The 13114-nt window shown below is 61.0% G+C and carries 9 protein-coding genes; 2 read left to right on the top strand and 7 right to left on the bottom strand.

The annotated features are described in order from the left end of the window. The 6 genes from ACVWYU_RS29960 to ACVWYU_RS29935 all read right to left on the bottom strand — a co-directional run. Window positions 1-418, bottom strand: a 418-nt coding sequence (locus tag ACVWYU_RS29960; RefSeq protein WP_457374434.1) for a DUF6708 domain-containing protein, incomplete at its 3' end; no start/stop codon positions are given. 355 nt (window positions 419-773) lie between these two features. After that, window positions 774-4202, bottom strand: a complete 3429-nt coding sequence (locus tag ACVWYU_RS29955; RefSeq protein ID WP_457374433.1) for a toxin VasX — start codon at window positions 4200-4202, stop codon at window positions 774-776. Next, window positions 4199-5074: a DUF4123 domain-containing protein gene (locus tag ACVWYU_RS29950; protein WP_457374432.1), complete on the bottom strand. Its 876-nt coding sequence runs from the start codon at window positions 5072-5074 to the stop codon at window positions 4199-4201. The genes ACVWYU_RS29955 and ACVWYU_RS29950 overlap by 4 nt, the downstream gene beginning before the upstream one ends. Then, window positions 5067-7082, bottom strand: a complete 2016-nt coding sequence (tssI, locus tag ACVWYU_RS29945) for a type VI secretion system tip protein TssI/VgrG (RefSeq protein ID WP_457374431.1) — start codon at window positions 7080-7082, stop codon at window positions 5067-5069. The genes ACVWYU_RS29950 and tssI overlap by 8 nt, the downstream gene beginning before the upstream one ends. Before the next feature lie 215 nt (window positions 7083-7297). After that, window positions 7298-8083: a sulfite exporter TauE/SafE family protein gene (locus tag ACVWYU_RS29940; protein ID WP_457374430.1), complete on the bottom strand. Its 786-nt coding sequence runs from the start codon at window positions 8081-8083 to the stop codon at window positions 7298-7300. 155 nt (window positions 8084-8238) lie between these two features. Next, window positions 8239-8988 (bottom strand): hypothetical protein, encoded by a 750-nt coding sequence (locus tag ACVWYU_RS29935; protein WP_457374429.1) that lies wholly within the window; start codon window positions 8986-8988, stop codon window positions 8239-8241. A gap of 199 nt (window positions 8989-9187) precedes the next feature. Here ACVWYU_RS29935 and ACVWYU_RS29930 point away from each other — a divergent pair, with 199 nt between their 5' ends. After that, entirely contained in the window at window positions 9188-10009 is an 822-nt protein-coding gene (locus ACVWYU_RS29930) for an aldo/keto reductase (protein WP_457374428.1), read from the top strand. Between the two features lie 29 nt (window positions 10010-10038). Beyond that, complete coding sequence (locus ACVWYU_RS29925) at window positions 10039-10509, top strand: DUF1810 domain-containing protein (protein ID WP_457374427.1); 471 nt, start codon at window positions 10039-10041, stop codon at window positions 10507-10509. On the opposite strand, the gene ACVWYU_RS29920 is transcribed toward ACVWYU_RS29925, so the two are convergent. Beyond that, a complete protein-coding gene (locus ACVWYU_RS29920) occupies window positions 10474-12834 on the bottom strand; it encodes a DNA polymerase II (RefSeq protein ID WP_457374426.1) in 2361 nt (786 codons plus the stop codon). The two genes, ACVWYU_RS29925 and ACVWYU_RS29920, sit on opposite strands and share 36 nt — an antisense overlap. Window positions 12835-13114 lie beyond the last annotated feature (280 nt).

Below are 13114 nucleotides of genomic sequence, written 5' to 3'. Positions count from 1 at the left end.
TGATGCTTAACGCAGCGAGCATGGGGTTGGGCGTATCGACCAACTCCCCTTCTTCCATGTAGTTGCGAATGGCCGTCCACATGCCCAGGGCATGGACATCGCTGGGCTGGGCCGACAGGATGAATTGCACAGTGTCGTGCGCTTCGTCTTCCAGGCCCATGCCGAAGGTGTAATCGCGCATCGCGCCATAGCTGGTGATGCCCTGGCTGCGAGCGACCCAGGCCACCACGCTTTCCCAAGGCACGATCAGCACGCGATGGGTGGTGTCGTCGATGTAGCAGACTTCTCGACGCTGGCGGTTGAAGCGCACCGGGTAGCTTTTGGCCAGGGTGCGGACGTTGGAGAGCATGCCGTAGATGAAGCCGCCGATGGGGAAAATCGCCCCCAGGGAAACCAGCGTCGAAACCTTCAAAAACATGAGTAGATCCTGGAGCGGGTTCGTGAAGTTTTCTGGATAAAAAAGCACTCCATGAATAATTACGAGACTCGGAAAAACGAAAGCTAAAAACAAAGGTATCCAAATCATTATTGCCAGTCTTTTCCCCAGCTCCACCATCCCGTAGTTGCTCCCCCCCAACTCCAGAAAAGTCTCATTCATCGCCGAAAAGTTACGCCGAGAGACTGGCGCCTGCCCGGTGTACACCGGCAATGGCGCCAGAAACAGGGTTTCATTCAAGCCCCGAACCCGCAGCTGCCCGGCACTGGGCCGCTGGCTGCGGATGTCCGGCGCCGGCTCGGCGGTATCAGGCTTGTCTTTGCGCTTGAACAGTTGGCTAAACATCGACCGTCGCCATTTCGTCGCGGGTGAACCACCAGTAAGGGGCATCGCCCGTGCCGCGGGGCAAGCTGTCCACGGCCTCGAGCCTGAATCGGCCCTGGGTCGGCAAACGTACCCCCCGCACCGTGGCGATGCGCAGGTTGCTCAGGACAAAACAGGTGCGGTGAAGCAAGTCGCGCCCGGGCTCCAGTTGGTAACCGATGTTGATCGCCAGGGCGAAATCCCATGCCTGGATGCCTGTGCCGATGGGCAGGTGAAGGGTCAGGGCCTCCTCTTCCTGGCTGGCGACCACGGCAACCGCCGCCCACGCCGCGCTGCATTCCTGCCAGCGGGTCGGCGGTAACTGCCGACTGTAGGGCCGGGGTCGATGCAGATCGCCGGTTTGACGATAGGCCTGCAAATGCAGCTGACGGCTGTCCATTTCCCGGGTGCGCACGCCGGGCAGTCGCAGTTGCACATAGGTGCGTTCCCCCTCTCGGACCAGCTCGCAGGTGGGTTGCTGCACCACCCGGGCCAAGGCGCTCCAGTCCTCCGGCAGGCTGCGTTGCAGGTTGGCCTTGCCCCAGGCGCTGGCTTGCAGCCATTTCTGCAGTGCGTCCAGGTTGAAGTAGTTGTACAGGCCTTCGCCCACCAGTTGCAGGGCCGTGCCGATCAACCCCACCAGGTTGGCCCTGGCAGCGATGCTCAACAGCCGCGGGCTGGCCTCGGCCCAGGCCAGGGCCCGTAGCTCGGCGGGTTTTTTGAGTACCTGGCTGATGATCGACGTCGTGTGTTTGGCGCCCCAGGTGTTGGTGCCCACGAGGATGCCGTCGCCGGCGATTTGCAGGGTTGTTGCAGCCAAGGCCTGGTGATTGCCTTGGGCCAGCGCTTTAGCCCATTGTCGGGAGTGTTTGCCCAGATCGATTGCGGCGGCCAATGCACCAAACCCAAATGCAAGATCCCCTGCAATACCTGCCCAGCGCCCCAACCGGCTCATCGTATTAAGCTTGCCGGCGGCACTGCCCATCTGTTCTATATGCGCCTGAAGGATTGTGACCGATAGGCCCTGTACTGCCGCAAAACCAGCAGCCGACATCACCAGGAAAGATTCAATAAGAGTCCAAGTCTCTAAAAAATAGCGGTTTGTTTTTTTATCAAACGTACTCAATGCCTCTAAAAACTTCTGCCCCTGATAAACAAACAGCAACAACGCAATCCCGTCCCCCCCGGACTTCAACGCACTCATCAGTGGCTGGCCAAACGTCCCCGTGGCGCGGAAATCACGCACGGTGCGCACCATTTCGTCACGCAGCACCGGGGCCATGCCATCGATCACGGTGCCGATTTGCCAGGGGCCACCCGTGCCGACGGTCAGGGCCCGGCTGAGGTGGTCTTCCAGCGGCACCAGCGCGGTCTTGAGACTAATGATCCGCTGGTTGAGCCTCTGCTCGCCGCCGGGCTCGGTCAGGCCATAGATTTGCCGCGACAACTCGCGATGGCGCTGTTTGTAGGTGTCCTTGAGCTGGCGGCGCAGGTCGAGCGCGGCATCGCGGGTCTGGTTGAACGCCTGGATTTCCGCCGCCGACGCCGCCCGCAGGGTCAAGCCGCTGCGGGAAAACTCGCGTAACAGTTGCAGGCGTGCCGGCACGCCCAGGTCACGGATGAAATTGTTGGGGTCGATTGAACCTCCCACACGAAAATCTCTAAGCGCGAGATCGAGCTTGTCCGCAATCTTCAATTGCCTCGCCGGGTTATACGCCCCGTCCAACAAACTCTGCAGCCCCCTGAACCGCGTATTCAGGTCCTCAAAGTTCGGCAACCGCTCATTCATCAGGCTTCTGAACTGGTTGCTCAGCACATTCACGCTGGCAAGGCTTTCCGGTGCCGTGGCGAGGGTGATCGAGAAATTGCTCAGGTCCATGAGTTTCTTGCTCAGGTCGAGCTGATCGGCCCGGGTCAGGGTGTCCAGCCCCGGCACCACGGTGAGCAGGTTGCTTTGCAGGTAGGCGGCCAGTTTTTCGGTGGCTTCGCGGTCACCGCACAGGGCGGCCACGCAGACGAATTCGGTCTCCAGCCGATGGCGGATCTGGGCATCGCTTCGGAAGTCGTAATACCAGGCGGCACGGTGGAAATGGCCGGCGACGATCATGTTCAAGCGGTCTTCGCGGATGACCTGCAGGCGCTTGTGCCAATGGGCCAGCAGCGTTTGCTGCTGGCGGACAAATGCTTCCATCTCGGCCCGATTGACCAGATGATCAATGCCGCGCTGGCCGATAGCCTCGCCGTGCAACGTTTCCCAGGTTTGCCCGTGGAGCCTGGCAATGGTGTCTCGATGCTTTTGCCACAACTCTGCGCCCAGGGCGTCCTGCAGGTTGACGGCGGCGCGCGCATAAGGATCGCTGGCCGCCGCCTTGCGCCAATGGGCCTCGTCGCCATGGATCGGCGGCCCGTCATGGTCACGCCGGATGCGCAGATACTCTTCAAGGGCGGCCTGCTGCGCAGCATCAGTGTCTTCTATCAGGGCGTTGACATCGGCATCGCGGGTGGCCAGCGCCTCGAGGCGCGCCGGTGTCACCTCGTACAAGGACTGGATGTAGGCACCGGTGAGGTACTTGCGCTGGGCGTCGTCGTCGGCGCTCCATTGCTCGATCCAGTCCGCGACTTGCAGCTGGGCGCTGGCCAGGTCGCGCATCACCCCAAAGTCGTCGCGCAAGACCAGGAACAGGTAGTCGTTCTGATGATCCCCCAGCACCTGGCTGGTGAGTGCTTCGATCGCCGTGGCCTTGAACAGCGACGTGTCTTCCCAGCCATAGGGCTGGCGCGCTTGCGGGTGGGCACCTTCGGGCAATGGCTCGCGGCCAGGGCTTGGCGCGCTGGTTTCTGCGACCTCGGCCAGCCAGATTATCGCCTGGCGCAGGCTCAGCAAATCGGCGCCGCCCCGGTCTGGACAGGCTTTGGCCAGCTCGATGCGTTGCATCAAGCGCTCGCGCTCGGCGGCGTCCTTGAGCACTTGCGAACACTTGTAGGCCGTCCACTGGATTTCCGAATAGCTGGCAAACAAGGTGTGCCGACGGGCGAAGACCAAGTGCGGTTCACCCACCGACGTGGTGCGCGTATCGCCCGCCACCTCCGGGCCCTGCCACAGCAGCTTGCTGATCTGCCCCTGTTCGACGCGGTATTCGTGCAGGTAGCCGGTGCCGCTGTCGATGATGTACAGGTACCCGTCGCGCAGCAGGCGTATGCCCAGCGGCTGGCTGTCCGGCTTGAGCGGCAGGGTCAATTCGGATGAGGGATCAAGGTGTTCGACCAGTCCATAACGCAGCGGCAGCAACTGCACTTTCTGGCCCATCAGGGGACACAGGCCCATGGGCGAACGGATGTCCTGGGCGCTCTTGGCCATGGCGGCGATGTTGGCAGCGGATTGCGGCGGTTTCTGAGTGGTCATGGCTCGTCTCCCGGAAGCTGGGTCGAGCGCTGATGTGCCAGCTCGGCTGCGCGATTCACGCGGCTCAACGGTGATTGTTGGGACGACACCGTCAGCAGCTCGACGATGTCCGGGTGATCGCTCAACGGCTGGCCGGCCAGATGGGCATATACATTGCCGTAGAGAGTGATTTGCTGTTCCGAGGTGAAGCCGTGTCGATAAGCCTCCTGCGCTGTTTTTTCAGCAAACCGCAGACGCTCCCGGTCTGTGCAGGACGCCATGAATCCGGGGAAATAGCGCCGCAGGTGATCGTTGAGGTCGAGTACCACATGATGAAACTGCGCCTCTTCCAGGGCCGTGAGTTCCTCCTCGGTCAACCGATAGGTATCGCCGCTGTCTGGCGTGGCGTGATCCGGACGTTGATGTTGTAGCCACACGGCCTGAAGACCATCAGGCAGGCACAGATGCTGGACGGGGCCGAACCAGCGTGCACTGTTGGCTTGCCGTGCAAGGTCGAGCAACTGATGCATGACCGCTGGATCGGCGAGGCGTGGCATGACGTCCACGTTGCTCGGGTGCTTGACGGTCAACAGGCGACGCCAGTGCTTTACAAGCGCTGACGCATCAGCAGAGCTGAACAGCAGAAAGCCCCACTCCATGGCTGCATGTTCCTGAAAGTACGCCAGCACCGGATCGTCTGCGCCATTGAGGGTGACCAGCCGTGGTGAAATATCCGCCAGTTCCTGCCAGCGCGTTCCCTGGTAGAGGCCTTGGACCGGATTATCCCAACGGCGCAGCGTGTGCGACAGGTTGGGGGCACTGACACCGTCCAGGAGAAGGTAGGCCGATATAGACCATGGCAAATCATCCGGTAATAGAGGTAACTCAAGCATTGGCTTCACCCGTTTGCTGTCGGGTTGCTTCGCAAACTGCGCAGATCGGTTTTCTGGCCATCAGGGCCAGTCGCTGCGCATGGGGTAACAAAGGCACTTGTGGGGCAGATGCGGTGGTTGATGCAGCGGACAGCGGTGGTAACCCCGCCACCGGCACGCCCCCCTCGACGATGGGCACACTGCTGAAGATCCCGCCCGAATGAATCACGATGTGATGGCCGCCGGCCGACAGCGTCAGGCTCGCGTCGGCATCAATCACCACCTGGCTGGCGGAGACCCGCGCCTGTGGACCGGCCTGGATCACCAAGGTGCCGTCAGCGGTGGTACTGCTGTTGCCGCCGATGTTGAGCAGGTCGTGGGTGCCGATGACGGTGCTGCGCGTGCCGTTGGTGGTGTGCCGTTCATCCGCCTTGATCAGGCTGGTGCTGTTGGCGTCGACCTGCTCAACGCGGTTGCGGCGGATCTGGCTGTGGCTGTCATTGAGGATCAGTTGCTCGACATCACGTTCGGCGCGCAGGTAGATCTTTTCCTGACCGGCGCGGTCTTCGATCATCAGTTCGTTGTACCCACCGGTGTGCGGTGAACTGTGGCTGCGCAGCACGCTTTTGGTCTTGTGCCCGGGCAAGGGATAAGGCGCGGACATGACCTTGTTGGCCACGCAGCCGGTGATCAGCGGTTGATCAGGATCGCCCTCCAGAAAAGTCACCACGACTTCCATGCCGATGCGCGGCAGGGTCACCGAACCGAAGTTTTGCCCGGCCCAACTCGATGAAACGCGAATCCAGCAGCTGCTGCGTTCACTGTTGAATTCGGCGCGGTCCCACGGGAACTGGCACTTCACCCGGCCGAACTCGTCGCAGTAGATCTCTTCGTGTGCAGGCCCGGTCACCCGCGCTGTCTGGCTGACCAATGGAGGGCGGCGCGGCGGCAGCGGTGGACGAAAAACCACCCGTGCGGGAATCACGCAGAACGTGTTGCGGTAGCCTTGGGTGAAACCGTCGGCGGCCTTGACGTCACTGCTGGCCGCTTCCTCAAGCACCTGCGGCTGTCGGCCATCATGGGTAACACTGAGCAACTGCCACAAGTCGTTGCACTTTTTTCGGGGGTGGTCGATCAGGTTGAACAGATGGCCGCAACGCAGGTGTGGCTGATTGCTCTCACCCTGGCCCAGTTCATGGTCGCTGCGATGCCGCTCCAGCGCCTGACGGGCAAGGTGGTCGCCGCGTTTTTCGTTCCCCAGCCACAGTGGGTAACGATAATCCTCCAGCGCCGGGCCGAACTCGGCGCTGAAACGACTCTCGAGCAACAGGCTCGGCCGTTTCAGATCATAGTCGCGCCGGGTGACGGTACTGGTGCGAGTGCGGGTACGCACGCTGAAGCGGCTGACCACCGGATGCTCGGCCACCATGCCGCTGTCCTGTTGATAAGGCGTGGCCCCGAGTTTGGGCAGGAACACCTGATCATCGGTGAACACCAGCCTATGACCGTCCGCTGAGTGCTGGTGATGCCAGGCGATACCGTCCTCGGCGCACAGGCGCTGGAGGAAGGTGAAATTGTCTTCCGCGTACTGGGTGCAGTACTCGCGCGGCGCACTGGTGCTGACATGGAAGGTAAAGGCATCGGCCTGAATGCCGTGGCCTTTGAGGACCTGGGTGATGATCTGCGGCACGTTCAAACGCTGGAAAATCCGCTGGTCGTGGCTGAACTGCAAATAGTGCAGCGCCGGTACCAGGGTCAGGTGATAGTGAGTCAGACGTTTACCCGTCTCGCCCATCCGCACGTCTTCGATATGCCCATGGATGCCTTCGCCATCAAGGCCGAATTGCAGAAATGCGGGTTGGCCGAGCAGGCTTTCCAGATCGAAATCCGGATGCTCGCTGACCAGTTCAATGCGGATGCTGTAAAGCGTGCTGATGGCTTCAGTGCCGTTGAAGGCCAGCACCTTGAAATCGTGACGGATCGCAGGATTCTGCAGCACGAGATGCGCTGCATTGGCCGACCGGAACATACGCTTATCCTTGGCAAAGAGACGAAGAAGCGCGACGTCCAAACCGTCCCTGGTTCGTGCTCGCGAAAATTGGCAGGCACGCTAACAAGGCAAAAAGCGGAAAGATGTAGGAAGACTCTTTAAAGTCGGAAGGAAGCTTCCTTTACGAGCATCAACCGGTCAGCAGAAACGAAAAAGCCCCTGATTGTCAGGGGCTTTTTTGTCGGTGCCGCATTTTAGAACACCAGTTTGTAGCCGATCAGCACCAGCATCGTCGCCAGGCAAGGACGCAGCAGTTCATCGGAAATGCGGCCGGTCAGATGGCTGCCCAGATAAATCCCCGGCAGCGAACCGACCAGCAAGTAACCGAGGACATGCCAGTCCATGTTGCCCATGCTCGCATGGCCAAGGCCGGCGACCAGGGTCAGCGGCACGGCGTGAGCGATTTCCGTGCCGACCAGGCGGCGGGTCGGCAACAGCGGATAGAGGATGAACAGCGCCACGGTGCCCAGCGCGCCAGCGCCGATGGAGGTCAGCGCGACCATGGTGCCGAGCACCAGACCGGTGATGACCGTCAGGACATTCAACCGCGTACCGCTGGGGTTGTAGTTGCCGCCGGCACGCTTGTGGGCGAAGTCGAGCAGGCGTTTCTTGAACAGGATCGCCAGCGCCGTGGCAAACAGGACAAAACCCAGGGCCTGCTTGATGATGGCGTTCATCGCCTCGGGCGCGCTGTGCAGACTGCTCAGGAACCACAGCGTCAATGCCACTGCCGGTACACTGCCCAGCGTCAACCAGCCAGTGATGGCCCAGTCGATGTTGTTGTTCTTTTTGTGAACCAGTACGCCGCTGGATTTGGTGATGGCCGCGTACAGCAGATCGGTGCCCACCGCCGTTGCCGGGTTAATGCCGAACCACAGCAGAATGGGCGTCATCAACGACCCACCGCCCACGCCCGTCATGCCGACGATGAAGCCAACCACCAGCCCGGCTACGATCAACCCGATATTCACTAAATCCATCGATACGCCCACAAAGACTGCAAGGGAAATCTGGCCCGCAGCATAGCGATTTTTCTTATAACCAGTTATATCGATGCGATCTATCTTTATATCCACATCGCCACATGCCCCTTTAGGAGCTGGCTTGCCGGCGATGGCGTCAGTTGATGGCGAACTTACTGCACCGGCAGAAAATTCAAAAACAGCAGGCTCTGGGCGTAATTGAGGCCAATGCGCCGGTAGCGCTCGTCCAGCATCTGCGTCAGCAAATCCAGGCGCGCGACTATTTTGCCGAACTCCACGGCAAAACTCAGGTTGCTGCCCTCCTCCGAGATTTCGTTGGAGAACAGCATGGGTTCGCCGTTTTTATTTTGCCGCTGGCTCAGGATCCAGGTGGCAATCTCGATGTTGCGCGCAGCGTTGCTGACGAACGTCGGGTTGATCGCGTCCGTCATATAGAACTCCAGGCGATTGCCGTGGGCGGTGACCAGCATGCTGCCGATGGCATAGATGAACGCACCGACCCGGTCGCCAAGAAACTCCGGACTCATGGCAAACCGCAGCGCCGCCAGGTCCTTTTTACCGCCAAGCGTAGGCAGCGGCTGCTGCAGTTCGATGGCCATGCGCACTTGCTTGCCAGCGATGCGGGCGTCGAGGAAGCCGGATTTTTTCAGCTCGTCGGGGTTGCGCCGGTACAGCTTGCTCATCAGCAGGTAAAGGCTGTCGAGGTTGTCGCGCATGGTCAGGGTGGCCATGCGGTCGACACTGGTTTGCAGAAATTCCTGGGGTTTGCCTTCGCGCAATTGAGTCATGAGGTCGTTGCCGTCCTGATGGCTGCATCCGCTGACGAGGAACGTCGACAGGCCAACCAGCAGCAGGCAATGGCGGCGGATTGAGGTGATACTGATGGGTAACGCTCGAGCCATGGGTTCTTGGACTTGGGCATGGGCCGACGGTGGGGATCGCCGCAGGCTGCCCAAAAGTAGAGCCGTGGATTTCGCAAAAGTGCAGTCATGCCGTCACCAATCGATCACCGGCATGCTGCAATTTTGATCGAAGCGCGGAACCCGGAAGCTATGCTGATTGCCAATAGCTATACGGCTTGAGTGTTTACAGGAGATTTGCATGCGTTCTCTCGAATTGGCCGGTGTCAACGTGCCGGTCATCGGCCAGGGCACCTGGCAAATGGGCGAAGATCGCTCCCGGCACAACGAGGAGGTCGCGGCGTTGCGCCTGGGGATCGAGTTGGGCATGACCCTGATCGACACCGCCGAGATGTATGCCGAGGGTGGTGCCGAGGAAGTGGTGGGCGAAGCCATCGCCGGCCGGCGCGACGAGGTGTTTCTGGTCAGCAAGGTCTACCCGCACAACGCCAGCCGCAAGGGCATCCCCCAGGCCTGCGAACGCAGCCTGCGGCGCCTTGACACCGACCATATCGATTTGTACCTGCTGCATTGGCGCGGCCAGTATCCCCTGGAGGAAACGGTCGAAGCCTTCGAACAACTGCGCGCAGCGGGCAAGATCGGTCGCTGGGGCGTGTCCAATTTTGACGTCGATGATCTGCAGGAACTGGCCGCGCCGGCCTGCGCCACCAATCAAGTGCTCTACAACCTGGAAGAGCGCGGCATAGAATTTGATTTACTGCCCTGGTGTCAGCAGCGCAGGATGCCGGTCATGGCCTACTGCCCGATTGGCCAGGGCGGGAAGATGCTGGCCAATGCCACGCTCAGGCAAGTGGCCGCCCGTCACCGCGTGACGCCTGCCCAAGTGTCGCTGGCATGGCTTTTGCGCCAGGACGGAGTGATTGCCATCCCCAAGGCGGTACGCCCCGAGCATGTGCGACTCAACGCACAGGCAGCGGAGTTAGTGCTGGAACCCGGGGATCTGGAGGCGCTGGACCAAGCGTTTCACGCGCCGCAACGCAAACAGCGGTTGGCCATGGTCTGAGCCATCGCAGTCTGTCAGAGGACTTGCGCATGAGAAGCACCGATCGGCTGGACGCCTTTAACCTGCAGCGCTTCGTTCAGGCGCAGGACCCGGTGTTCGACCGGGCTCAGGCCGAATTGAATGCCGGCCGCAAGCGCAGCCACTGGATGTGGTTCATCTTTCCGCAGTTTGCCGGGCTGGGTGGCAGCGACATGTCCAAACGCTTCGCGATCGGTTCCAGCGAAGAAGCCCGAGCCTATCTCGAGCACCCATTGCTGGGCGCGCGGTTGCGCACATGCACCCAAGAAGTGCTGAACATCCAGCAGCGCTCGGTGAAGGAGATCTTCGGCCATCCCGATGACCTGAAATTTCATTCGTCGATGACGCTGTTCGCCCAGGTCGCACCTGACGACAGTCTGTTCCATCAAGCCCTGAATCAATACTTCCACGGCATTCTGGATGACTGGACGTTGTCGCTGATGGACTCAAAACAGGCCCAGTTGCCCACCAATCAGGGTTGAGAAATCGTCATCGACGAACGGCAGGATCGCGTCGGCCACCGGTTGCAACTGCTTGCTGATGTAATGCTCGTAATCGATGGGTGCGCTGCGGATCTCCAGCGGCTCAGGGCCGGCGACGGTAATCACATAACTGATCCAGCCGCCATTCTGGTATTGCCGCGGACGGCCCTGCCGGTCGTTGTAGTCATCGGCGATACGCGCTGCCCGCACATGGGGCGGCACGTTGCGTTGATAATCATCGAGGGTGCGGCGCAGGCGCTTGCGGTAGATCAGGCGATCATCGAACGCTCCGGCCAGGGTCTGGCGCACATAGTCGCGCACATAATCCTGATAGGGCTTGCGGTTGAAGATGCGCAGGTACAGCTCCTGCTGGAACTGGCGGGCCAGCGGTGACCAGTCGGTGCGCACGGTTTCCAGGCCTTTGTAGACCATCTCGTCGGTGCCATCGGCGCGCGTCACCAACCCCGCATAACGCTTCTTGCTGCCCTCCTCCGCACCGCGAATGGTCGGCATCAGGAAACGCTTGTAGTGGGTTTCGAACTGCAGTTCGAGCGCACTCTCCAGGCCAAATTCCTGCCGCACATGCTCGCGCCACCATTGGTTGACGTGATCCACCAGCGCATGGCCGATCTGCGCGGCCTCCTGCTGACCGTGGGCCCGGCGCAACCAGACGAAGGTGGAATCGGTATCACCGTAAATCACCGTATGGCCCTGGTCTTCGATCAACTGACGGGTGCGCAGCATGATCTCGTGACCGCGCAGGGTGATGGACGATGCCAGGCGCGTATCGAAAAACCGGCACCCGCTGGAACCGAGCACCCCGTAGAAGGCGTTCATGATGATCTTCAGCGCCTGGGACAGGGGGGCGTTACGTTCGCGCTTGGCGATTTCCCGACCCTCGGCAACCCTGGCCACGATAGCGGGCAGGCAATGCCGGGTTCTGGAAAACCGGGCACCCCGGAAACCGGGCACCGACTCGCTGTCATCGGGATGCTTGAGCCCTTCGATCAAACCCACCGGGTCGATGAGGAACGTGCGGATGATCGATGGATAAAGACTTTTGTAGTCGAACACCAGCACCGACTCGTACAGGCCCGGTTGCGAGTCCATGACAAACCCGCCGGGGCTGGCCTGTGGCGGGCGCCCGCCGAGGTTGGGCGCGACAAAGCCCTGGCGATGCATCAACGGCATGTAGAGGTGGGTGAATGCCGCCACTGAGCCGCCCATGCGGTCCACCGGCAACCCGGTGACACTGGCCCGCTCCAGCAAAAAGGTCAGCAATTGGGTGTGGGCGAAAATTCGGGTGACCAGCTCGCAGTCCTTGAGGTTGTACCTGGCCAGCGCTGGCTTGTCCTCGCCGAACATGCGGTTTATTTCGTCCATGCGCTGGTACGGATTGTCGATCGACTTGCCTTCGCCCAGCAGGGTTTGCGCGACGTTTTCCAGGCTGAACGACGGAAAACTCCAGGTCGCCGAACGTAGCGCCTCGATGCCGTCGATGATCAGCCGGCCGGCAGCGGAGGCAAAATAATGGTTGCCATTGCCGTGCTCGCGCCACTGCATTTCCTCGCCGCCACGCCCCAGCTTCAGCGGCACGCCCAGTTGCCGGGCGTGTTGATGCAGCACCCGCAGATCGAACTGCACGACGTTCCAGCCGATGATCGCGTCGGGATCGTGCCGGGCAAACCAGTCGTTGAGCTTTTTCAGCAACAGGGTGCGCGAGTCGCAGTATTCGAGCTGGAAATCCACCTCACTGTCATCGCCATTGGGTGGGCCGAGCATGTACACCTGCCGCTCGCCGCAACCCTCCAGGGCGATGGAATACAACTCGCCCCGGGCGGTGGTTTCGATGTCCAGGGACGCCAGCCGCAGCGTCGGCCGGTAGCCGGGATCGGGCTTCATCTGCGCGTCGAGCAACACGCCCTCGGCGCCTGGCGTACCACCAAAACGCACCGGGGCGGTGATGAAGCGCTCCATCAGATAGCGTTCCGGCGGACGCACGTCAGCCTCGTACACCTCGACCCCGGCCCTGCGCAGGGCGGTTTCCAGGCGCATCAATTGTCCATGCTGCCGGCAATACAGCCCGAGCACCGGGCGATGCTCGAAATCCAGCAAGGCCAGTTCCCGCAGTTCGACATTTTTTTCATCGTGCAGCAGCGCCTCCGCCTGCTCGCGCTGGCTGGCCGGAATAAACGCCACCGACGGCTGATGAGGCAGGCGGATGCGCCGGGGACCGCTGTCGGTCGCCAGCCAGAACTCGACTTCCGTACCGGCCGGGGTATCGCGCCAATGCCGGGTCAGGACGAAGCCCTGCGGTAAATCCACCACTGAAAACCTCAACATTGATTCAGGGTGGTGATTCTACGCCACCACGGACCCTTGGGAGCGAGCTTGCTCGCGATGGCGGCCTGACAGTCAAGATGGATGTCGACTGATATGACCTCATCGCGGGCAAGCCCGCTCCCACAGGTACTTTGCCGGGCAGGAATCCGGGGGTTACCGAAGAAAAACCACCGAATGACGTTTTTTGCAGGTTATCTGCCGCTTTCTCTCTTGCCCTGCGCGCCGGCGTCTACGATTCTTCAATAACAACGACAACACCCGA

It is taken from the genome of Pseudomonas sp. TE12234, from assembly GCF_054061835.1.
Note: the sequence above shows the minus strand (reverse complement) of the source record. Positions and strands in the feature narration are given on the sequence as shown.